Below are 22,697 nucleotides of genomic sequence, written 5' to 3'. Positions count from 1 at the left end.
GACGTCGGGGGCGGATTCACCGAATGACGGCCGAGCGTCGATTAAGTGAACTGAACCCCTGGACCGCTGATTTACGTGCACCGGTCCGGCATATTCGAGGGCAGCGAACAGCAGAGGATCTCGAAGACGATGCCGACTCTCGAAGCCGTCCAGCTTCCCCCCGCCGCCCCGGCCGTGCCCGCCGGGCCGGGCCGCCCCCGTGCGCGGGCCGCCGCTCTCGCCGCGCTGATCACCGTGGTCGCGGTCTGCGCCGCCGACGCCGTCGCCCGGACCTTCCCCTTCGGGCGGCACACGCGCAGCGTCAACGACCTGGGCAACCAGTTCGTGCCGTTCCACGCCCACCTGTGGGACCTGCTGCACGGCCGCGCCCACGGCGGCGCCCTGGTCAACTGGCAGTCCGGATACGGGACTTCGTTCCTGCCGGACGTCGGTACGTATCTGGGCAGCCCGTTCGCCCTGCTCGTCGGTCTCTTCCCGCGCGACGAGATCGACCTCGCGGTGTACGTGATCACGGTCCTGAAGATGGCGGCGGCGGCCGTCGCCATGACCGTACTGCTGCTCACGCTGCGCCCGGGGGCGGGGCGGCGCTGGGTCGCCGGGGTCCTCGGGGCCTCGTACGCGCTGTGCGGGTGGTCGGTCGTCGAGGCCACTTACAACACGATGTGGCTGGACGGGCTGATCGCCTTCCCGATGCTCTGCCTGGTCGGCGAGTGGGCGCGGACCCGGACGCGGTGGCACTGGCTCATCGGGCCGGTCGTGGTGGCGCTGGCCTGGACGGCGAACTTCTACACCGCGTACATGGCGACGATCGGGGCCGGTCTGGTCCTGCTGCTTCGGCTCTTCCTGGAGGAGACGGAGGTACGCGCGCGGGTGGGGGCGCTGGTGCGCGCGGGTCTGTCGACCGCGCTCGGCGTCGGGCTCTCGGCGCCGATCCTGTTCACCGTGTTCCTGGGCACGAAGCACGCGTATCCGGGCTGGAGCAAGGAGTTCGCGCCGGTCCCGTGGAGCGACTTCCTGGCCCGGTGGCTGCCCGCCACCTACAGCTTCTCCAGCCCCGCGCTCTTCCTCGGCACCGGCGCCCTGCTGCTCGCCTGCACCCTCGCCTTCAACTCCAGGGTGGAGAGCCGGGAGCGGTACGCCTGGACCGGGCTCGCGCTGCTCGTCGCGCTCTCCTTCCAGTGGAAGCCGACGCATCTGGCGTGGCACGCCTTCCAGACCCCCAACGGCAGCCCCTACCGCCAGACGTTCGTGCTCAGCGGCATCCTGGTCATCGCCGCCTGGCTCTCCGTCGCCAACGGGCTGCCCGGTAGGCGCGCGCTGCTCGGCGGCGGCGGGGTGCTCGCGCTGATCGCGCTCGGCGCGGCCTTCAGCGATCTGGTCTCGGCCTGGTCGTATCCGATGTTCGCGGGCGGGCTCGCGCTCGCGCTCGGCGGACTGCTGCTTGCCGCGCGGGCCCGGGGGCGGCGGGGCGTGGTCCTGGTCGCGGTGCTGCTGATGGCCGGGGCGCAGACCGCGCAGGCCGCGGTGACCGTGGCGTACGGCGACCGGGAACGGCTGCACCGGCTCGACAGCTACCCGGCCTGGGGCACCGCGCACGACCAGCGCGAGGCGGCGGTGAGCAGGGCCGACGGCTGGCCCGCGTACCGCACCGACCCGGGCCGACGGCAGATCACCGGCAACGACCCGCTCCTGATCGGCGGCGAGGGCTCCTCGTACTACAGCAGCCTCACCCCGGACGTCCTGACGAAGACCATGACCGCGCTCGGCGGCGGCTGGACCTCGCGCGGCCGGTCCGTGCAGAGCCTGGACAACCCGGTGACGGACGCGATCTTCGCGGTGGGGGCGCGGGTGCACACCGAGAAGGGCCACGCGCCGACGCTCACCCGCGCCCCGGTGCCGCCGCTGGTGACGGTGCGGGACGCCAACAGGAGCCCGAAGTACGGGAGTTCGCCGTTCCGGAATCAGGAGATGCTGCTCGGGGCGCGGGTGTACTCGCTGCCGCGTACGGTCGCGCAGGGGTGTGCGGCCGGGCAGGAGGTGTTCCTGTGGGCGCCCGAGTACACCGGCTGGGCGCGGCTCGGCACCGGCAAGTGGGTCGAGTTCCGGGGCGGTGCCCCCAAGCGCCGCGCGGCCCTGGCCCCGCTGGGCATCGCCACGGGCACCTCGTCCGGGGTGACCCTGAAGCCCGCGTACAAGAAGGCGAAGATCGGCTGCCTGGACCGGGGCGCGCTGACGACGGCGGTGGACCACCTCCGTACGACCGGCGCCACGAACGTGAAGGTCACGGACAGTGGCGTCCGGGCCACGCTGCCCGCCGGGGCGCGCGGCACGGCGGTGTTCGCGATGCCGCGCATCGCGGGCTGGCGGTGTGCCGTCGGCGGGGGTTCGGCGAAGCCCGCGAAGGCGTATCTCGGCCTGGTGTCGGCCGAGTTGAAGGGGAGCGCCTCCCCGTCCACCGTCTCCTGCACCTTCCGCCCGCCGGGCCTCAAGGCGGGGTCTGCGGCGGGGGCGGCGGCGCTGGTGGGGCTGATCGGGGTGGGGGCGTTCACGGTCGTCCGCAGGCGGCGGGCCGGGCTCTAGCGGTACGCGAACGGCGGGCCGGGACGGCAAACCGCCCCGGACCCGCCGCGTCCCGCCCGCTACTTGGCGACGACCGCCACGAGCGAGTCCCACGCGTTGTGGTCGACGGTGAGCGTCACGCCGCCGTACGTCTCCTTCTTCTCCACCGCGTACTGGTGGCCCCGGCGGTGGCCCGCCCACTTCGTACCGAAGGGGTAGCCCGTGGTCGTCGACGCCGTGTCGTCGTACGCCGCGTACCAGATCGCGTCCGGCATGTCGGTGCCCGGCGACTCGGCGGCGACGGCGGTCGCGCTGGAGGAGACGAAGCCGTAGAAGCCGGTGCGGTACGCCTTGGCGTGCAGGGCCTTGTTCCAGGCGCGGGTGTAGCTGAGCACGGTCTGCTTGCAGGAGGTGTTCGTCTTGTCGAAGCCCTCCATGTCCAGATAGACCGCGCCGCCCGGCCGCATGCCGAGCGCGGACGCCTTGGCGGCGGCGTCCGCGCCGTCCGTCGCCCCGAGGGAGGCGGCGTTGGCGGCGGTCATCTTCTCGGGGTTGCTCCCGGACTTGCACGGCGGCTGCGCGCCCACGTACAGCGGGATCAGCTTCCAGCCCGCGGCCGAGACCGACTTCGTCCAGGAGGCGGTGAGCTGCGGCTGGGCGCAGCCCCGGTTCTTCCCTCCGATGTAGACGGCGGCGGCCCCGTACGGCGAGGCCGTCTTCCACGCCTTCATCTGCGCGAGCGTGGGCGCGGTGCAGGTGTCGAAGGCGCGGCCGGTGAAGGTGGCGGGCTTGGAGAGCGACACCGACCGGGCGGGGGCGGGAGCCGCGGCCCCACCGGTCCCACTGGACGAGGAGGCCTGGGCGGTGAGCGCGCCGGCCCCGAGCAGGAGGACGCCGCCCGCGGCCATGGCGAGGGTGCGGTGCTTCTTGGATATGCGGTGCTTGGGCAACGGATCCCCCGGTTCCTGTCTGAGATACGGCGATGCCCGGGCCACCGCCGCGAGTTCCGGCGAAGGCTCAGGCATCGGGGAGAAGACTACGTTCCGAAGGCGCAGGTCAGGAGCGGGTCGTGAGCCCCGAAATCCGGACCAACTGGTCGATCCGGTGGCGGATCTCGGCCGCCCTGGCCGGGTCGCCGGTGCCGTACGGGCTCTCGAAGTACGGCAGGACCGCACGGTATTCGGCGAGCGCGGCCGCCGGGTCGCCGAGCTGTTCCAGGCAGAGCGCCGCGTCATGGCGGAACGCCAGGGCCTGTGCGTCGGCCGGGCCCGCCTCGGCGGCGCGCTCCTCGGCGAGGCGGCGCAGCTCGGGCAGCGCGCGGCCGTACTGGCCGTCGTCCATGAGCGTCGCCGCGTACTGCTTGCGCAGGATCCGCACCACCGGGGAGCCCTCGCCGTGCTGTTCGGCGGCGGCGGGGAGGATCGCGCCGAGGATGTCCACGGCCTGCGTGATCCGCCCCTCGCCGAGCAGCCGCTTGGCCTCGTCGACGGCGCCCGCGACATCGGGCTGAGCGGGACGGGGTGCGGGTGCCTGGACCGGCACCGGGGTGGCCGCGCGGTCGGGCCAGGGGGCGTGCGGGCGCAGGAACGGGCGGGTCGGGTCGAGCGGGCGCCCGGACGGGGCTCCGCGCGTCGGCAGCAGCGGGGCCAGCGCCTCGTACACCTCCTGCGCGGAACCGGGCCGGTGCGCCGGGTCCTTGGCGAGCAGCCGCAGCACCAGCGCCTCCAGCGGCTCGGGCACCTCGGGCCGGACCTGGCGGACCGGCAGCGGCGGCTCGTACAGGTGGCGGTGGAGAACGCCGAGCGCGGTGGACCCGGCGAACGGCACGTTTCCGCTGAGCAGTTCATGGAGCAGCACACCGAGTGCGTACAGATCGGTGTACGGGCCGACCGCGCCGCCCATCGCCTGCTCGGGCGCCATGTACGCCGGGGAGCCGATGGGCGAGCCGGTGCGGGTGAGGCGGGTGGTGTCGTGGTCGAGGGCGGCGGCGACGCCGAGGTCGAGCACGGTGAGGGTGCCGTCGGGCCGCACCATCACATTGCGGGGCTTGAGGTCCCGGTGCACGATCGGCACCGCGTGCACCGCCGAGAGCACCGCGCACAGTTGAGCCGCGACCGCCACCGCCCACGGCCAGGGGTACGGCTCGTGCTCGGCCAGATGGTCGGCGAGGTCGGCGCCCTCGACGTGCTGCATGACGAGATAGAGGTCGTCGCCGTCGCTGCCCGCGTCGTGCACGGTGACCAGGCCCGGGTGGTCGACCTGCGCGGTCACCCGGCACTCGCGTACGAACCGGCGCCGCGTCTCGTCGGCGGCGCTCGCGCCCGCCACCACATCGGGGCGGAGCAGCTTCACCGCGACCCGCCGGTCCAGACGCTGGTCGTACGCGGTCCACACCTGGCCCATCCCGCCCTGACCGAGCAGCCCCACCAGCTCGTACCGCCCGGCGATCACCCGCCCGGCACTCACCGGCCCTCCTCCTGGCGCAGCAGGCTGCTCAGCTCGTCGAGCTCGGCGCGGACCTGGTGGATGCGCGGGGACGGCGGCAACGGGGGGTGAGGCGGAAGCACGGGGAGGCTGCGCTGGTGGAAGTGGATGTCGGCGATCAGGTAGTAGACGACCACCGCGAGGCCCTGGAGCAGCAGGACCGCCATGCCCACATTGGAGACCCAGGTGTCCTTGAAGTGCGTGTGCAGCATCGACAGACAGCCGAGGTTGACCGTCAACTGGGCCCAGAACAGCGCCCAGTCGCGCCGGGTGCGGCGCACGATGGCGAGCCGCAGCATCGCCGTCCACGCCAGCAGCCCGAGGGTGAGCACCACCAGCACGGAGAAGACCACCCGCACGGTGATCACCTTCACGCTCGCGGGGCTCTGCATCCGTGCTCCTGACAGGGCGGTACGTACATGGCTGGCCAGAGCGTAAAGGTGCCGCCCGGTCAGGGTCCACCCAGGTCAGAGAGGCCGGGGCGGAACTTTCCGGTCCGGATCTACTCGGGCCGTACGACCCCGTCCGTCAGCCCGTCGTGCAGCCCCTGCACCAGTTGCTCGCCGAGCCTGCCCGCGAGCCGCAGCGCGTCCTCGAACGCGGCCAGGGCGCGGAACCGCTCGCCGTAGCCGCGCTGTTCGGCAAGCGGCAGGCGGGGCAGCTGGAGGCGGCGCACATCGAGCCGGGACGCGGTCGTCATATAGCTGCTGGCCTGCCGGTTGTTGGCGGTGGAGCGCAGGAAACCGGCGAGGAACCAGGGGTCCAGGGCGACCGGTTCGGGCCGCAGCAGCTGAAGCCCTCGGCCGAGCGCGGCCCCGGCGGTGGCCTCGTCGACGACGCGCGCGACGGCGCCGCCGCCGAGCACCGGCACGACGACGTCGCCGGGTGCGGTGAGCACCGGCTCCTCGGCGGGGCCGTCGGGCAGGGTGCCGGAGGGGGCGGTGCCGTTGAGGACGTCGTACTCGGTCAGGACCGGCACGCCGGAGGCGGAGGTGCCCGCGCCGCCCGAGCGCAGCACCAGGGCGCCCGCGCGGGCGAGTTCGCCGACCGTGGTGAGCGGCAGCCGGGCTCCCGGGTGCGGGGCGACGGGGGCGGGCGGGGGCGTGAGCTCGGCGGTGCGCCGCAGGGTCACGCCCAGCTCCTCGCGTACGGCGTCGAGCGCGTCGGCGCCGCCCGCCGCGGCCGGGGGCGGCAGATGACGGGCGGGGGCCAGGTCCACGTCGTCGTCGAGGAGTTCGAGCACCGGAACCGAGCGGCTGAGCCCCGGCTGCTCCTCGGCGGTGCCGTCCCGCTCGAACGGTGCCCAGGCGTCCAGGACCGCGCTCTGCACGGCCTGCCAGGGCAGCTTGTCGCGGCCCGCCTCGGCGGCGCCCGGCAGCCCGGCGGCGTCGACGAGCAGCAGCTCGGGCGCGGGCGGGCTGCCCGCACCGGGCCTGCGCAGCACCCACAGGTGGAGGGGAATTCCGTACGGGGGCGCGGCTCCGGCGGGCAGCGCGATCACCGCGCGCAGCGCTCCCCGACGCAGCAGCCCGGCGCGGATACGGCGGCCGGAGCGGCGGGATGCGGCGGCCGGGGGCATCAGGAGCACGGCGGTGCCGCCCTCGCGCAGCCGCGCCACCGCGTGCTGCACCCAGGCGAGTTCGGACTCGGTGCGGGCGGGCAGTCCGTACTCCCAGCGCGGGTCGTACGCGAGCTCGTCATGGCCCCAGTTGCGCTCGTTGAACGGCGGGTGGCACAGGACCGCGTCGACGGCGAGGCCGGTGAAGGCGTCGGCGCGCAGCGAGTCGGCTGCGGCGGTACGGACCTCGGCGCGGCCGTGCAGGGCGAGCCGCAGCCCGGTGAGCGCGGCGAGATCGGGGTCGGCGTCCTGCCCGTACACCGCGTCGGCGTGCTCGACCGCCCGCAGCAGCGTGCCGGTGCCGCACGCGGGGTCGAGCACGGAGCCCGCCGACGAGCCGAGCGCGAGCGCGGCCATCAGCTCGGCGGGGCCGGGCGGGGTGAGGGTGTACTGGCGCGGGTTGGCGTCGAGATGGCGGCCGAGCAGGAACTCGAACGTCTGCCGGGCCCCCAGCTCGGCGGCGAGCTCCCCGACCCCGCGCAGCAGCGGGACGGAGGGAGCGAGGTCGGCGGCGCTCGGGGTGTTCACAGCGTCCCGGGTCGTCACGGCACCTGACGTGTTCACAGCGTCCGGGGTGTTCACAGGGAGGCCGTGAACCGCCACATCCTCCAGGAGGTGCGCGAGCAGCTCCGCCATCTGCTGGTCCGGGAGCGCGGTCAGCTGGAACCACTGCTCCGGCCGCTCTCGTACGACAAGGAGCGCGCAGCCCGCGTGGACCAGGCCCGCGACGGCGCCGGCGGGGTGGCCGGTCAGCTGCTGCCAGACGCGTTCACGGAGGGGGACCTCGGCGAGTTTTCCCTGGTCGCGCAGCCACTGCTCGACCTCGCCGAGCGCGAAGGCCGGGCTGGTCTCGGTGCCGCCGACGGGCTTGGGGAAGTCGGGGTGGCGGCGCCGCCAGTTGCTGACCGCCGCCCGGCCCACCCCGGCGAGCCGGGCGATTCCGGCAGCGGTCACCTCTGCTGCGTTGTCCGGCACGGGCCCGACTCCCCTCGTCTGTTGTGGCGTCCAGCATAGCGAGCACCGAACAAGCGATCCATACACGCGAGTGAACAGGTGAAGCACTGTGAATCATGTTGACTCGGTTCACAGTCTCTGTTGTGATTAACCCATCGGTTCGAACGGCCCATCGGGCCCGTCGGAAAGGCTCCGCCATGTCTCAGCAGAAGCAGCGCAACTGGTTCGCCCGCCACAAGGTCCTCACGGGCGTCGGCGCGGTCGTCGCGGTGATCGCGATAGGCGGCGCGGTCGGCTCCGGCGGCGGCTCGGACGACAAGTCCTCGACGAGCGCGACCACGCAGGACGCTGCCAAGAAGGCGGACACGCCCAAGAAGGCGGAGGCCAAGAAGGCTGCGAAGCCCAAGGGACTGGGCGGCGACGGCAGCTACGAGGTCGGCTCGGACATCAAGCCCGGCACCTATGTGAGCAGCGGCAACAAGGACGGCTGCTACTGGGAGCGCGCCAAGGACGCCTCGGGCAGCCCGGACGCGATCACCGCCAACGACAATGTGACGGGCACCAGTTACGTCACCGTCGCGGCGGGCGACAAGATCTTCAAGACCAGCGGCTGCAAGGACTGGCAGCTCGTCGACCCCAAGGCCACGGGCACCCCGAAGAGCACCCTCAGGGGCGCCGGGGGCATGTTCAAGGTGGGCGTCGACATCGCGCCCGGCACGTACAAGTCGATGGGGAACACGGACGACAAGTGCTACTGGGAGCGTGCCAAGGACGCGTCGCACGGCATGGACTCGATCGCCGCGAACGACAACGTGACCGGCACGGCGATCGTGACGATCGACGCGGGCGACGCGTACTTCAAGAGCAACGGCTGCCAGGACTGGGTGAAGACGGGCTGAGGCGGCAGCCCGGACCGCGCGGGACCGGGCCCGTCACCCCCTCACGCACTCAGCCCGTCGGTCCTCACCCCGTAGGCACCTTCTGCTGGGGGCACTCGGTGAGCACCTTCTTCATCGCGGCCTTCTCCGCGTCCGTCACCCACAGCTGGTACTTGACCTTGACCGCCACCTGGTCGGCCACGTACGGGCAGCGGCCGCCGGCGAACGTGGGCAGCCAGGTCGCCGCGTCCCCGTCGCTCTTGCGGCGGTTCGCGCTCGCGTCGACGGCCAGCAGGTTCAGCGGGTCATTGGCGAAGGCCACCCGCTTCTTCTTGTCCCACTGCTGGGCGCCCTTCTGCCAGGCGTCCGAGAGCGCCACCACATGGTCGATGTCGACCTTGCTGGCGCCCCGCACGAACTTGATGCTCTGGCCGGTGTACAGGTCCTGGTTGAGCGTCCCGGACGCGACGTCGCACTTGTTCTTCAGCTTCACGTCCTTGAGGTCCCGCTTGAGTATGTCCTCGCGGGTGGCGCAGCCGTTGGAGTCGGTGTCGGTCCAGCCCTTGCCGAACTGGTCCCGGGTGTAGCCGGTCTTGGCGGCGCGTCCCTTGACGGGCAGCGAGTCGACGGCGGCGAGCGCCGTCCCCTTCGCGGCGGGCCCGGCGGGTGCGGGCGCACCGGACTTGCCCTTACTGGAGTCGGACTTGGAATCGGAGCAGCCGGTGAGAGCGAGTGCCGTCGCGAGCAGCGCGGCGGGCAGGGCAGTTCGATACGTACGCAACACAGCGGGCCGTCCTCACAGGAGTTGGCGGAACCCGGCAATCCTATGAAGTCCTACCCCGCGAACCGGCGGCCAGAGCGGCGTGAAGGCGTACTGCGCGCGAGAGGGCGACCGCCCGCGCGCAACACGGGCGGTCGCTGATCCCTACGACCCCAGAATGGTGGTGAGGAACTCCCCGGTCCACGCGAGCAGTTCGCGGCCCACCACCGGCTTGCCGCCGATCTTGCCCGCCGTCGGGCGCGGCACCAGGATCTGGCGCGTGGGCGCCTTGATCACCGTGCGCGGGTACAGCCGCTTCAGGCGCAGCTCCTGGGATTCGCGCAGCTCGACCGGCGCGAAGCGGATGTTGGAACCCTGGAGGACGATCTCGCCGACCCCGCAGGCCCGCGCCAGCATCCGCAGCCCCGCGACCAGGAGCAGGTTCTCGACCGGCTCGGGCAGCTTGCCGTACCGGTCGGTCAGCTCCTCGCGTACGGCCTTGATGTCCTCCTCGGAGTTGGCCGAGGCGATCGCGCGGTAGGCCTGGAGCCGCAGGCGCTCGCCCGGCGCGTAGTCGTGCGGGACGTGCGCGTCGACCGGGAGCTCGATCTTGACCTCCAGCGGCGCCTCCTCCTCGGCGCCGCCCTCCATCTGGGCCCGGTAGTCGGCGACGGCCTCGCCCACCATGCGTACGTACAGGTCGAAGCCGACGCCCGCGATGTGGCCGGACTGCTCGCCGCCCAGGAGGTTTCCGGCGCCGCGGATCTCCAGGTCCTTCATCGCCACGTACATGCCCGCGCCCATCTCGGTGTGCTGGGCGATGGTCGCCAGGCGCTCGTGGGCGGTCTCGGTGAGGGGCTTCTCCGGCGGGTAGAGGAAGTAGGCGTAGCCGCGCTCGCGGCCACGGCCCACGCGGCCGCGCAGCTGGTGGAGCTGCGAGAGGCCGAAGTTGTCGCCGCGCTCGACGATCAGCGTGTTGGCGTTGGAGATGTCGATGCCGGACTCGACGATCGTGGTCGAGACGAGCACGTCGAACTTCTTCTCCCAGAAGTCGACGACGACCTGCTCCAGCTGGCTCTCGCCCATCTGGCCGTGGGCGGTGGCGATGCGCGCCTCGGGGACGATCTCGCGCAGCCGCGCGGCCGCCCGGTCGATGGACTCGACCCGGTTGTGGATATAGAAGACCTGGCCCTCGCGCAGCAGTTCGCGGCGGATCGCGGCGCCGATCTGCTTCTCCTCGTACGGGCCCACGAAGGTGAGCACCGGGTGGCGCTCCTCCGGCGGGGTGGTGATCGTCGACATCTCGCGGATGCCGGTGACCGCCATCTCCAACGTACGGGGAATGGGCGTCGCGGACATGGTCAGCACGTCGACGTTGGCGCGGAGCTTCTTCAGCTGCTCCTTGTGCTCCACGCCGAAGCGCTGCTCCTCGTCGACGATGACCAGGCCGAGGTCCTTGAACTTGGTCTCGGAGGAGAAGAGGCGGTGGGTGCCGATGACGACGTCGACGGCGCCGTCCTTCAGTCCCTCCAGGGTCGCCTTCGCCTCGGTGTCCGTCTGGAAGCGCGAGAGCGCCTTGGTGACGACCGGGAACTGCGCGTACCGCTCGGAGAACGTGCCGAAGTGCTGCTGGACCAGGAGCGTGGTGGGCACCAGGACCGCCACCTGCTTGCCGTCCTGGACGGCCTTGAAGGCGGCGCGGACCGCGATCTCGGTCTTGCCGTAGCCGACGTCGCCGCAGATCAGGCGGTCCATCGGGACCGTCTTCTCCATGTCCTCCTTGACCTCGGCGATGGTGGAGAGCTGGTCGGGCGTCTCCGCGTACGGGAACGCGTCCTCCAGCTCGCGCTGCCAGGGGGTGTCGGAGCCGAAGGCGTGGCCGGGCGCGGCCATGCGCGCCGAGTACAGCCTGATCAGGTCGGCGGCGATCTCCTTGACCGCCTTCTTGGCGCGCTGCTTGGTCTTGGTCCAGTCGGCGCCGCCGAGCCGGTGCAGCGTCGGGGCCTCGCCGCCGACGTACTTGGTGACCTGCTCCAGCTGGTCGGTGGGGATGTAGAGCCGGTCGCCGGGCTGGCCGCGCTTGGCGGGCGCGTACTCGACGAGCAGGTACTCGCGGGTGGCGCCCTGGACCGTGCGCTGGACCATTTCGAGGTAGCGGCCCACGCCGTGCTGCTCGTGCACGATGTAGTCGCCGACTTCGAGGGTGAGCGGGTCGATGGTCTTGCGGCGCCGGGCCGGCATGCGGCCCAGGTCCTTGACGGCGGTGCGCTGGCCGGTGAGGTCGGTCTCGGTGAGCACGGCGAGCTTGAGGGCCGCGTCCACGAAGCCGTGGTCGATGGCGCCGCAGGCGACATGGACGACCGAGGGGCTGATTTCGGCCAGATCCGCGTCGAGCCGCGCGGCGATGCCCTCGCCGCCCAGGACCTCCACGGTGCGGGAGGCCGGGCCGTGGCCCTCGGTGACATACACGGCACGCCAGCCGTCGGCGAGCCACTGCTTGGTGTCGGCGAGCGCCCGCTGGGTGTCGCCCCGGTAGGTCTCGGGCGCGTGCATGCCGAGCTTGAGCGTCTCATCGTCGAGGTCGGTGTCGTCGGCCGCGAACGGGGAGACCGACCACCACATCATGCCGAGCTCGCGGGCCCGGTCGCGGACGTCCGCGATGCCCCACAGCGAGGCCGCGCCGACGTCGATGGGCGCGTCCCCGCCCCCGGCCGTCGCCGCCCAGGAGGCCTGGAGGAACTCCTGGCTGGTCGCCACCAGGTCGGTGGCCCGGGTGCGCACCCGCTCGGGGTCGCAGACGACGGCCATCGCGCCCTTGGGCAGTACGTCGAGCAGCAGCTCCATGTCGTCGACGAGGACCGGCGCGAGGGACTCCATGCCCTCGACCGCGATCCCCTCGGCGATCTTGCCGAGCAGTTCGCCCAGCTCGGGGTGCGCCTCGGCGAGCGCGGCGGCTCTTGCCCGTACGTCGTCGGTGAGCAGCAGCTCACGGCAGGGCGGCGCCCACAGGCCGTGCTCGGCGACTTCGAGGGAGCGCTGGTCGGCGATCTTGAAGTAACGGATCTCCTCGACGTCGTCGCCCCAGAACTCGACGCGGAGCGGGTGCTCCTCGGTCGGCGGGAAGACATCCAGGATGCCGCCCCGGACCGCGAACTCGCCGCGCTTCTCGACCAGTTCGACCCGCGAGTACGCGGCGGCCGCGAGCCCTTCCACGATCTCGTTCAGATCCGCCGACTGCCCGCTGCGCAGCGCCACCGGCTCTAGGTCGCCGAGTCCCTTGACCTGCGGCTGCAGTACGGAACGGATCGGCGCGACCACCACGCTCACCGGGCCCGCCGCCGGGTCGTCGTCGCGGGGGTGCGAAAGGCGCCGCAGCACGGCGAGCCGGCGGCCCACCGTGTCGCTGCGGGGCGAGAGGCGCTCGTGCGGCAGCGTCTCCCACGACGGGTACTCCGCCACCTCGTCCGGGGGCAGCAGCGAGCGCAGGGCCGCCGCCAGGTCCTCGGCCTCCCGGCCGGTCGCGGTCACGGCGAGCACCGGGCGCCCGCTCTCGCGGGCGAGCGCGGCCACCGCGAAGGGGCGCGCGGCGGGCGGGCCGACCAGGTCGACATGCATCCGGTGGCCGTCGGTGGCGGCCTTCACCGCTTCGGCGAGCGCCGGGTCTCGTACCACCGCGTCCAGCAGACCGTGCAGGCTCATGAAGGGCATCCATCCCGGGGAGAGGGCAACGCGAACCACCCGACACGTCACACGGGCCGGGGGCTCCCAGCCTACGACGCACCACCGACAGCCGCCCGCGTACACCTGTCCAGGCCATCAGGTGGGCCGAATCACCCCGGTCGTGGTAGTCCTGAGCAAAGGGTGAGCCTTTGCAAATCTTGTGGAACGCCATAGGCTCCGGCGGACGTGCCTTTCGCCCCGAGCCAGACGGCGGCGTCGCGGCGCAGGCCATGACATCAGTGCCCGAGGGGAACCCGCTCGACATGCCCGACCAGGCGCGGACAGCGCTCCTTCAGCCCGAGCCGGCGCTCCCGAGCACCGGCACCCAGCAACGCACCGGCCCCGCCGTCGAGGGGGCCCGGCCGAGCCGTATCTACGCGCTCGACGGACTGCGTCTCCTCGCCGCCCTCACCGTGGTGATGTTCCACTACATGGCGCTCAGCGGACGATGGCCGGAAACAGACTCCAGGGCCCGGTTCCCGGCCACTTACGCGGTCTCCGCCTACGGCTGGCTCGGCGTACAGCTCTTCTTCCTCATCAGTGGCTTCGTCATCTGCATGAGTACGTGGGGCAAACCACTGCAGTCGTTCTTCGTCTCGCGCGTGGTGCGGCTCTACCCGGCGTACTGGTTCGCGGTGATCGCGACCACGATCGTGGTGGCGGCGGTTCCGGGCGGGATGAGGCCGCTCTCGCTCTCCGACGTCGCCACGAACCTGACGATGTTCCAGGAGCCGCTCGGCGTCGAGCACGTCGACAGCGTCTACTGGACCCTCTTCGCCGAACTCCGGTTCTATTTGCTGTTCGCAGTGATCGCATGGCGCGGGCTCACCTACCGCCGCCTGATCGTCTTCTGCTCCGTCTGGGCGGTGGCCAGCGCGCTCACCTACCAGTCCGACGACAGCACGCTCCGGATGATCGTGATGCCGGACAACAGCTGGTACTTCATCGCGGGTGTCGCGTTCTATCTGATGTACCGGTTCCGGCCGAACCTGATGCTCACCGGCATCGTGCTGTTCTGCGCCGCTGCCTCGCTGCCCGCCGCCCACGCCACCTGGCGGCACTCGCAGGAGCGCCTGGCGCACCCCATGCCGTACTGGCCGGTGCCCCTGGTCATCGCCGCCTGCTTCGCGATCATGGGCCTGGTCGCTACGGGGAAGCTCAACTGGATCCAGTGGCGCTGGCTGCCGTACGCGGGCGCGCTGACCTATCCCCTCTATCTGCTCCACGAGTACATCGGCTGGGAGATCATCGGCTCGCTCTCCCCGTATGTACGGCCGATCCCGCTGGTCAGCGGCCTGATCGTGTTCATGCTGCTGATGGCCTGGCTGGTCCACCGGTTCGTCGAGCGCCCGCTCGCCAAGCGGCTCAAGCGGGGGCTCCAGCAGCTCTGAGCCCCACCTGGGAAACTTCGGCTCCGGGAAACTTCCGAAAAAAATGACGGCGGCCTGTCAACCGGACGGCCGCCGTCAGGCGTACATCCCGTGAGACCTGTCCGCCGACAGGTCTGTCCAGCCGACGGGAGCCGCTTTGACCGACGACGAGTTCGAGGAGTTCTACGCTCACTCGGTCACCCGGCTTGTCGGGCAGCTCTACCTCATGACCGGCGACCTCCACGAGGCGCAGGACGTCGTCCAGGAGGCGTTCGTACGGGCCTGGGGGCGCCGCGCGAAACTGCTGCGCGAGGCCGGGCCCGAGGCGTGGATCCGCACCGTCGCCTGGCGGCTCGCGGTGAGCCGGTGGCGGCGCGGCAAGCGCGCCGGTGAGGCCTGGCTGCTGCACAGCGGCGGCCGCCCCGAGGCCGAGCACGGCCCCGACCCCTCCTCGGTCGCCCTGGTCGACGCGCTGCGGCTGCTGTCCGAGCGCCAGCGGCGCGTCGCCGTCCTGCACTACGTCTGCGATCTCACCGTCGAGCAGGTGGCCGCCGAGACCGGCCTGTCCACCGGCACCGTGAAGACGCATCTCTCCCGTGCGCGCGCCGCGCTGCGGCCCCACCTCACCTCCGAGGAGGAGCAAGGTGTCTGAGAACAGGGATTCCCGGCCCGGCGACGGCCCCGAGCGCGATCCGGCGCTGGCCCGGGCGCTGAAGCGGGCCGCCGACGACGGCGGGCGGCGCGTGCTGCCGCAGCCGCCCGCCAAGGTCGCCGAGCGCGGGCTGCGCCGACGCCGCCGCAATCTGGCCGCGACCGCCGCGTGTGTCGTGTGCGTGGTCGCCGGTACGGGTGCGGTGGCCGCGGTACGGCTCCAGAGCGGGCCGGACGCTACGGTTCCGGCCAACCCGTCGACCCCGACCCGGCGCGTCTCGGAGTCGCCCGCGCCGCCGTCGGAGTCACCGTCGTGGTCCGAGTCGAACCGGCCGGGGTCCCGGCGCCCGGACCTGTCCTCCCCGCCCCGCGGGACCGGCCACGCCACCCCGTCCGCGTCGAACCCGCCGCTGATGACCCCGAGCGGCTCACCCGGCGACGGCGCAGTCGGCGCCTCCCCCGGCAGCAGCCCGCCCACGCCGACGACGCACCCGAACGCGAACGGCCGCCCCCCGACGGGCACCGCCACCGCCACCCCGTCGCACTCGCCCCGCACCCGCTGACCCCAAGGACCTCACCGTGCACGGAGCTCTCCTCACGCTGCCCGAAAACAGGGTTCAGCCCGCTCCCATATCCGACGAAGCAGGATCAAAAGGGCGTCGGCGAATACCCGGCGCCCGTGACCCGTACGTCCTCGCCGCCGCGCTGTTCGCCGCGTACGCGACCGTCTCCGTGCTCCGGTTCCGGCGGATGGAGACGCTCTCCTGGGACCTCGGGATCTTCGAGCAGGCCATCCGCGGCTATGCCCATCTGCGGGCGCCCGTCGCCGACTTGAAGGGGCCGGGTGCGAACATCCTCGGCGACCACTTCAGCCCGGTCACCGCGCTGCTCGCCCCCGTCTACCGGATCTTCCCCACCCCGGTCACGCTGCTCGTCGCCCAGTCCGCGCTCTTCGCGCTCTCGGCGGTGCCGGTGACAAGGGCCGCCGCCCGGCTGCTCGGGCGGGGCGCCGGGCTGGCGCTCGGGGTCGCGTACGGCCTGTCGTGGGGCCTTCAGCGCGCCGCCGACTTCGACTTCCACGAGATCTGCTTCGCGGTGCCGCTGATCGCCTTCTCGCTCGAAGCGGTCCTCGCCCGGCGCTGGCGGGCGGCGCTGTTCTGGGCGCTGCCGCTCGTCCTGGTCAAGGAGGATCTGGGGCTGACGGTGGCGGCCATCGCGGCCGTGGTCGCGCTGCGCACCCGGCGGACCTCGCGGCGCACCGCCGCGTACGCGGCCGGAGTCGCGGCCTTCGGGATCGCCGCCGTCGCGCTGACCCTCACGGTGGTGATACCGGCCTTCAACTCGACCGGCGCGTACGACTATTGGAGCAAGACCAGTGGCGCCGGGCCGTTCACCGCGTCCGGCACCAAGCTGCGCACCCTGCTGTGGCTGCTGCTGCCCACCGGGCTGCTCGCGCTGCGCTCGCCGCTGATGCTCGCCGCCGTGCCGACGATCGGCTGGCGGTTCCTGTCCTCCGACGACCACTACTGGTCGACCGACTGGCACTACAGCGCCGTCCTGATGCCGATCCTGGCGCTCGCCCTGGCCGACGCCGTGGACAGCGGCCGCCGCAGCCCGCGCCCGTGGCTGCGTACGTACGCCCGGCAGCTGCCCGCCGCCGCGGCCGCGGCGGCCCTCGCGCTGACCACGGCGCTGCCGTTGTCCGCGCTCACCCATTCGGACACGTACGCCAAGAGCACCGAAGTGAGCGCGCGCGAGCGGATGTTGGACCGGATCCCGGACGGCGCCACCGTCGAGGCGAACGTCGGGCCGATCTCGCGGCTCACCTCCCGCTGCCGGGTCCTGTGGGTCGGCGACGCCCGGCGGGTGATCCCGGAGTACATCGCGCTCGACAACACCTCGGGCTGGGCGGGCGACCCGCTGGAGTACGCCCGCCAGCTGCATCCGTCCGCCCGGTACGCGATGACGGGTGTCGCGTACGGATACGTACTCCTCGAACGCCAGACATGACCTGACGTCAGACATGAAGCGGCCCCGGGGAGTTCGTGGTGAACTCCCCGGGGCACGCCCCGCCGACCCCCGTACGGCGGCTAGTCGCTCGCGATTGCTCCGAGCACATTCATACGGCCCGCCCTAAAGGCCGGGACCAGGGCGGCGAACAGGCCCACGAACGCCGAGGCGACGAAGACCGTGATGATCGTCGGCCACGGGATGTCGAGGACACCCATGCCCTCCAGGGCCAGCAGCTTCTGCGCGGTCGTTCCCCAGCCCATGCCGAGGCCGAGGCCGAGCAGCGCGCCGAAGAGCGCGATCACCACCGACTCCAGGCGGATCATGCGGCGCAGCTGGCGGCGCGAGAGGCCGATGGCGCGCATCAGGCCGATCTCCCGGGTCCGCTCGACCACCGACAGGGCCAGGGTGTTCACCACACCGAGGACGGCGACGATGATCGCGAGGGCCAGCAGGCCGTACACGATGTTCAGGAGCTGGCCGATCTGGTCCTTCAGGTCCTTCTTGAAGTCCGTCTGGTCCTGCACCTTGTACTGCGGGTAGGGCTTGAGGGCGTCCTTCAGGGAGGCGTACGCCTCCTTGGCCTTGCCGTCCTGCGCCTTGGCGAACATGATCATGTTCTTCGGCACCCGGTCGGCGGGCAGATAGCGCTCGGCGGTCGTGACGTTGGTGTACATCGCGCCCTTGTCGACATTGGTGTCGTCCGAGGTGATCGCCGCGACCTTCAGCTTCGCGGTGCGGCCGCCCTTGAAGGCGACGGTGAGCGAGTCGCCCACCTTGACCTTGTGGTCCTTGGCGAACTTGTCGCCGACCGACATCGCGTCCTTGCCGTAGGCGTCGGCCAGCGTGCCGGAGACGATCACCCGCCGCAGGTCCTGGGCGTACGTCGGGCTCACGGCGGCCAGCGTCTTGCTGTCCGTCGTGCCGTCGGGCGAGGTGACCTTCGCGTCCACCGCCTTGTAGTCGGTGACATGGGCGATGCCCGGGGTCCGGCGCAGCGCGTCGGCCGCCTGCGGCACGATCGGCTGGCCGTTGCCCGCCTGGACGATGAAGTCCGCGCCGACCGACTTGTCGAGCTCGTCCGTGGCCGAGGCGACCATCGAGGAGCCGACCACCGACAGGCACGCCACCAGGGCGAGACCGATCATCAGGGCGGCGCCGGTGGCTCCCGTACGCCGCGGGTTGCGCAGCGCGTTGCGCTCGGCCATCCGGCCGACGGGGCCGAACATCCGCAGCACCAGGACGCTGATCACCCGCACCACACCGCCGGCGAGCAGCGGGCCGATGACGACGAAGCCGATGAGCGTGAGGACCACGCCGAGGCCGAGGACGCCCGCACCGGAGCTCGCCTTGTCGGCGTGCGCCGCCGCGTACAGGGAGGCGGCGCCCGCGCCGGTCAGGACCAGGCCGATGATGGCCCGGATCATGCCTGCCTTGCCGTCCGCCGGCGTACCGGCGTCGCGCAGCGCGGCCATCGGGGAGATCTTGCCCGCCCGGCGGGCCGGGAGGTAGGCGGCGAGGACGGTGACGACGATGCCGAGCAGCATGCCGATCGCCGGGGTCGTCCACTTGATGGTGAGGTCCGCGGTGGACAGCTCCAGGCCCATCGAGCCCATCAGCTTCATCAGGCCGACGGCCAGGCCGACGCCCGCACCCACACCGAGCACCGAGCCGAAGAAGCCGAGCAGCAGCGCCTCGACCAGCACCGAGCGGTTGACCTGCTTGCGGCTGGAGCCGATGGCCCGCATCAGACCGATCTCGCGGGTGCGCTGGGCGACCAGCATCGAGAAGGTGTTGATGATCAGGAAGATGCCGACGAGGAAGGCGATTCCGGCGAAGCCGAGCATCGCGTACTTCATCACGTCGAGGAAGGAGCCGACCGAGTCGCGGCTGGAGTCCTTGGCCTCGGCGGCCGTCTCCAGCTTGTACGTCCCGGCGCCGAGCTTGGCGGTGACGTTCTGCTTCAGCTGCTCGTCACTGACGCCGGGGGCGGCGGTGAGCGAGATGTTGGTGAACAGGCCGGTACGGCCCAGGAGTTCACGCTGGGCGGTGGGCGTGTCCAGGTAGACGATCGCCGCGCCCGGGTTGGTGACCTTGAAGGAGGCGATGCCGGTGATCTTCGCGGTGAAGTCGCCGGTCACCGCGATGGTGCGCAGCTCGTCGCCGATCTTCAGGTGGTGCTTGTCGGCGGTGTCCGCGTCGACCATCACCTCGGTCGGCCCGCGCGGGGCGTGGCCGGAGGTGATCTCCATGGCCTTGAGGTCGTTCTGCGTCCAGTTGCCCGCGATGGTGGGTCCTCCGTTGGAGGAACCCATGTTCTCGTTCTTGGAGTTGACGACCGTCACGCTCATGCTGGAGACGCCGCCCTCGGCGGACTTCACCCCGGCCGCGCCGCGCGCCTGCTCCAGGGCCGAGGCGGGCAGCGTCTCGGGCCTGCCGGTCTGCGGCCGGTCGTCGTCCTTCGCGTTCTTCGGCTTGACGGTGACGTCGGCCGAGGTGGCGGCGAAGAGCTTGTCGAAGGTGGTGTTCATGGTGTCGGTGAAGACGAGCGTGCCGCACACGAACGCCACCGACAGCAGGACCGCGACGGCCGAGAGCGCCATCCGTCCCTTGTGCGCGAAGAAGTTGCGCATCGAGGTCTTGAGCACGGTCACGACGTCCGCCCCCGCGCGTCGAAGTCCTTCATGCGGTCGAGCACGGCGTCGGCGGTCGGGCGGAACATCTCGTCGACGATCCGGCCGTCCGCGAGGTAGAGCACGCGGTCCGCGTAGGAGGCGGCGACCGGGTCGTGGGTGACCATCACGATGGTCTGGCCCAGCTCGTCGACCGAGCGGCGCAGGAAGCCCAGGACCTCGGCGCCCGCGCGGGAGTCCAGGTTTCCGGTCGGCTCGTCGCCGAAGATGATCTCGGGGCGGGCCGCGAGGGCGCGGGCCACCGCGACACGCTGCTGCTGGCCGCCGGAGAGCTGGGTCGGGCGGTGCTTGAGGCGGCCGGCCAGGCCCACGGTCTCGACCACGCGGTCCAGCCACTCCCGGTCGGGCTTGCGGCCCGCGATGTCCATCGGGAGCGTGATGTTCTCCAGCGCGTTGAGCGTCGGAAGCAGGTTGAACGCCTGGAATATGAAGCCGATCCGGTCCCGGCGCAGCTGGGTGAGCTTCTTGTCCTTGAGCCCGGTGATCTCGGTCTCGTCCAGGTAGATCTGCCCGCCGGAGACCGTGTCGAGCCCGGCCAGGCAGTGCATCAGCGTGGACTTGCCGGAGCCCGACGGGCCCATGATCGCGGTGAACTGCCCCCGGGCGATGTCCACATCGACGTGGTCGAGCGCGACGACCTTGGTCTCCCCCGACCCGTACGCCTTGACGACCTGGCGCGCCCGAGCCGCGACAGCGGTCCGCCCCTCAGTACCCCCGTGCCTGGGAATGGTCACAGCCGTTGTCACGGTTCTTCTCCTCGGTGCGAGTCAGTTCGGTACGCGTCGTACGTACGCCCTGATCGCGTTCGTACGGCTCGATCGCGGCGCACGTCGTGGTGGCGTGCGCCGTTTCGTCTACGTCTTGAGTCTGTCGAGCGCGGGACTCCGGCGCCCTGGTGCCCGGCGGTGTCTTCCACCGGGGGTTTTCCCTACCCCGTTCGCGCGGCCCCCCCGTGGCCGCGGTGTAAGACCACGTTAAAGAACCGCGCCCCCGCTTCTCGTCCTCCGCCAGGACGAACAGCACCCGACCCCAAGTAGGGAGTGACCCCTAGGGGCTCTCCACCCAAGGGCGGAGATCACTAAGGGACTTCTCCACCCCCTTCCGCAGCCCCCTCCACCCGCCCCGGTCTCTGTCGCCGCTCAGGGCCCGGATGAGAAGGTGGACCCGGCCCAATACGTGCACCATGAAGGGATCTTGGGGTGACCACTCAGGGCGGCGGGTCCGGCGGCAGTACGCACGCGATACCCGGCGCGACGACCTCCGCCGTCCCCGCCAAGGGGCGCGGCCCGGTCGTCGCGGCCCTGATGCTGGGCATGGCGCTCGCCGCGCTCGACGGCACCATCGTGTCGACCGCCGTCCCGCAGATCGTCGGCGACCTCGGCGGCTTCTCCGTCTTCTCCTGGCTCTTCTCCGGCTATCTGCTCGCCGTCACGGTCACCCTGCCGGTGTACGGCAAGCTCTCCGACACCTTCGGCCGCAAGCCCGTACTGATCGCGGGCATCATCCTGTTCCTCGCCGGGTCGGTGCTCTGCTCGATCGCCTGGAACATGGCCGCGCTGATCGCCTTCCGGGTCTTCCAGGGCCTGGGCGGCGGCGCCCTCCAGGGCACGGTCCAGACGGTCGCGGCCGATCTGTACCCGCTCAAGGAACGCCCGAAGATCCAGGCGAAGTTGTCGACAGTCTGGGCGGTGTCGGCAGTCGCGGGCCCCGCGATCGGGGGCGCCCTCGCCTCGTACGCGGACTGGCGCTGGATCTTCCTCATCAACCTGCCGGTGGGGGCGGTGGCGCTGTGGCTGATTGTCCGTCACCTCGCCGAACCCGTACGGGACAAGCCCGCCGAGCGGCCCCGGATCGACTGGGCGGGCGCACTGTGCGTGTTCGCGACGGGCGCGCTGCTGCTCACGGCGCTGGTGCAGGGCGGAGTGGCCTGGTCGTGGCTGTCCGCGCCCTCGCTGGGCCTGTTCGCCGCGAGTGCCGCGCTTTGTGCGGTCACGGTGGTGGTCGAGCGGCGGGCCGCCGAGCCCGTCATTCCCGGGTGGGTGTGGCGGCGGCGCAGTATCTCGGCGGTCAATCTGGCGATGGGGGCGCTGGGGCTGCTGATGGTGGCGCCGACCGTCTTCCTGCCGACGTACGCGCAGTCCGTGCTCGGCCTCAGCCCCATCGCGGCGGGCTTCGTCCTCTCGGTGATGACGCTGAGCTGGCCGGTGTCGGCCGCGCTCTCCAATCGTGTGTACACGCGGATCGGGTTCCGTGACTCGGCCGTCATCGGCATCGGGCTCGCGGCGCTGATCCTGGCGGCGTTTCCGCTGCTGCCGTTCCCGGGGCACGCGTGGCAGCCCGCGCTGATCATGCTGGCGCTGGGTGGGGCGCTCGGGCTGTTCCAACTCCCGCTGATCATCGCGGTGCAGTCGTGTGTGGGGTGGTCGGAACGGGGGACTGCGACCGCCTCTGTGCTGTTCTGCCGACAGGTGGGGCAGTCGGTCGGCGCCGCGCTGTTCGGGGCGGTGGCGAACGCGACGATCACTGGGCGGCTGGCCTCTGTTCCCGTGGCCGGGCTGCCCTCCGATCTCGACTCGGTGTCGCGGGCGTTGGCGCATCCCGGTGGGCTGAGCGTGTCGGCCGTCGACTATCTGCGGCGGTCCGTCGCGACGGCGGTTGACCATGTGTACGTCGGCGCTGCGCTGGCCGCCGTGGTGGCTCTGCTTGTTTTGCTGCTGCTCGCGCCCAGGCGGTTCCCGGTGCTCGCGGAGCACGAATCCGACTGACGCGCTCCGCGCGGGGGCGATGCTTTCGACTGCGGGCCGGTGGGGGCTCGTCGCGCAGTTCCCCACGCCCCTGAAAGGCCTCCGGGAACGCAGCAGATCCCCACAGCCCCGGGCCCCCAAGGGGGTTGGGCCCGCGCGTCTCGGCGCTGGGGGCCTATAGGGGCGCGGGGAACTGCGCGACCAGGCCCCACCGGCCCACAGGCGGACCTTGGGCGTTACCTAGGGTAACCATGAG

At 71.7% G+C, this 22,697-nt stretch carries 14 protein-coding genes and 1 pseudogene; 7 read left to right on the top strand and 8 right to left on the bottom strand.

Annotated features, from left to right (window positions below; genetic code table 11):
• The first annotated feature begins 129 nt into the window (after positions 1 to 129).
• On the top strand, positions 130 to 2,580 hold the full coding sequence (locus BG418_RS30830; protein ID WP_188277336.1) for a YfhO family protein: 2,451 nt from the start codon (positions 130 to 132) through the stop codon (positions 2,578 to 2,580).
• A gap of 59 nt (positions 2,581 to 2,639) precedes the next feature.
• Here the strand turns inward: BG418_RS30830 and BG418_RS30825 are convergent, their stop codons facing one another.
• The 4 genes and pseudogenes from BG418_RS30825 to BG418_RS30810 form a co-directional block, all read right to left on the bottom strand.
• Positions 2,640 to 3,509: a glycoside hydrolase domain-containing protein gene (locus BG418_RS30825; RefSeq protein WP_399001002.1), complete on the bottom strand. Its 870-nt coding sequence runs from the start codon at positions 3,507 to 3,509 to the stop codon at positions 2,640 to 2,642.
• A gap of 124 nt (positions 3,510 to 3,633) precedes the next feature.
• Positions 3,634 to 5,025, bottom strand: a pseudogene (locus BG418_RS30820) (serine/threonine-protein kinase); the annotation flags it as partial.
• Complete coding sequence (locus BG418_RS30815; RefSeq protein ID WP_188277335.1) at positions 5,022 to 5,435, bottom strand: hypothetical protein; 414 nt, start codon at positions 5,433 to 5,435, stop codon at positions 5,022 to 5,024. The pseudogene BG418_RS30820 and the gene BG418_RS30815, both read right to left, overlap by 4 nt.
• A 110-nt stretch (positions 5,436 to 5,545) precedes the next feature.
• Positions 5,546 to 7,636 carry an N-6 DNA methylase gene (locus BG418_RS30810; RefSeq protein ID WP_188277334.1) on the bottom strand — a complete coding sequence of 697 codons (2,091 nt, stop codon included), beginning with the start codon at positions 7,634 to 7,636 and terminating at the stop codon, positions 5,546 to 5,548.
• A gap of 176 nt (positions 7,637 to 7,812) precedes the next feature.
• On the opposite strand from BG418_RS30810, the gene BG418_RS30805 reads away from it, so the two are divergent.
• Positions 7,813 to 8,514, top strand: coding sequence for a hypothetical protein (locus tag BG418_RS30805; protein ID WP_188277333.1), 702 nt, complete (start codon positions 7,813 to 7,815; stop codon positions 8,512 to 8,514).
• Positions 8,515 to 8,578: 64 nt separating this feature from the next.
• Here the strand turns inward: BG418_RS30805 and BG418_RS30800 are convergent, their stop codons facing one another.
• Both BG418_RS30800 and mfd read right to left on the bottom strand, forming a co-directional pair.
• Entirely contained in the window at positions 8,579 to 9,274 is a 696-nt protein-coding gene (locus tag BG418_RS30800) for an HNH endonuclease family protein (protein ID WP_188277332.1), read from the bottom strand.
• Positions 9,275 to 9,418: 144 nt separating this feature from the next.
• Positions 9,419 to 12,952 (bottom strand): transcription-repair coupling factor, encoded by a 3,534-nt coding sequence (mfd, locus tag BG418_RS30795; RefSeq protein ID WP_188277331.1) that lies wholly within the window; start codon positions 12,950 to 12,952, stop codon positions 9,419 to 9,421.
• Between the two features lie 251 nt (positions 12,953 to 13,203).
• Here mfd and BG418_RS30790 point away from each other — a divergent pair, with 251 nt between their 5' ends.
• The 4 genes from BG418_RS30790 to BG418_RS30775 all read left to right on the top strand — a co-directional run bounded on the left by BG418_RS30790 (position 13,204) and on the right by BG418_RS30775 (position 17,004).
• A complete protein-coding gene (locus tag BG418_RS30790; protein WP_223185700.1) occupies positions 13,204 to 14,364 on the top strand; it encodes an acyltransferase in 1,161 nt (386 codons plus the stop codon).
• Between the two features lie 136 nt (positions 14,365 to 14,500).
• Positions 14,501 to 14,995 (top strand): SigE family RNA polymerase sigma factor, encoded by a 495-nt coding sequence (locus BG418_RS30785; protein WP_188277330.1) that lies wholly within the window; start codon positions 14,501 to 14,503, stop codon positions 14,993 to 14,995.
• Positions 14,988 to 15,557, top strand: a complete 570-nt coding sequence (locus BG418_RS30780) for a hypothetical protein (protein WP_188277329.1) — start codon at positions 14,988 to 14,990, stop codon at positions 15,555 to 15,557. The genes BG418_RS30785 and BG418_RS30780 overlap by 8 nt, the downstream gene beginning before the upstream one ends.
• A gap of 16 nt (positions 15,558 to 15,573) precedes the next feature.
• Positions 15,574 to 17,004 carry a DUF2079 domain-containing protein gene (locus tag BG418_RS30775; protein ID WP_399000946.1) on the top strand — a complete coding sequence of 477 codons (1,431 nt, stop codon included), beginning with the start codon at positions 15,574 to 15,576 and terminating at the stop codon, positions 17,002 to 17,004.
• A gap of 80 nt (positions 17,005 to 17,084) precedes the next feature.
• Here BG418_RS30775 and BG418_RS30770 read toward each other — a convergent pair whose 3' ends face one another.
• Both BG418_RS30770 and BG418_RS30765 read right to left on the bottom strand, forming a co-directional pair.
• Positions 17,085 to 19,658, bottom strand: a complete 2,574-nt coding sequence (locus tag BG418_RS30770; RefSeq protein ID WP_188277328.1) for an ABC transporter permease — start codon at positions 19,656 to 19,658, stop codon at positions 17,085 to 17,087.
• A complete protein-coding gene (locus tag BG418_RS30765; protein ID WP_188277327.1) occupies positions 19,655 to 20,443 on the bottom strand; it encodes an ABC transporter ATP-binding protein in 789 nt (262 codons plus the stop codon). The genes BG418_RS30770 and BG418_RS30765 overlap by 4 nt, the downstream gene beginning before the upstream one ends.
• Before the next feature lie 558 nt (positions 20,444 to 21,001).
• Between BG418_RS30765 and BG418_RS30760 the strand changes: the two genes are divergently transcribed.
• Positions 21,002 to 22,462 (top strand): MFS transporter, encoded by a 1,461-nt coding sequence (locus BG418_RS30760; RefSeq protein ID WP_188277410.1) that lies wholly within the window; start codon positions 21,002 to 21,004, stop codon positions 22,460 to 22,462.
• Positions 22,463 to 22,697 lie beyond the last annotated feature (235 nt).

Origin of the sequence: Streptomyces sp. CBMA152 (assembly GCF_014596475.1) — a bacterium.
In the GTDB taxonomy this organism is placed as follows: Bacteria; Actinomycetota; Actinomycetes; order Streptomycetales; family Streptomycetaceae; genus Streptomyces.
Note: the sequence above shows the minus strand (reverse complement) of the source record. Positions and strands in the feature narration are given on the sequence as shown.

Bases quoted from the DNA above. Each gene is read 5' to 3' on its own strand.
- BG418_RS30790 (WP_223185700.1), top strand. From the start codon at position 13,204: ATGACATCAGTGCCCGAGGGGAACCCGCTCGACATGCCCGACCAGGCG.
- BG418_RS30805 (WP_188277333.1), top strand. From the start codon at position 7,813: ATGTCTCAGCAGAAGCAGCGCAACTGGTTCGCCCGCCACAAGGTCCTC.
- mfd (WP_188277331.1), bottom strand. From the start codon at position 12,952: ATGAGCCTGCACGGTCTGCTGGACGCGGTGGTACGAGACCCGGCGCTC.
- BG418_RS30815 (WP_188277335.1), bottom strand. From the start codon at position 5,435: ATGCAGAGCCCCGCGAGCGTGAAGGTGATCACCGTGCGGGTGGTCTTC.
- BG418_RS30760 (WP_188277410.1), top strand. From the start codon at position 21,002: ATGCTGGGCATGGCGCTCGCCGCGCTCGACGGCACCATCGTGTCGACC.
- BG418_RS30830 (WP_188277336.1), top strand. From the start codon at position 130: ATGCCGACTCTCGAAGCCGTCCAGCTTCCCCCCGCCGCCCCGGCCGTG.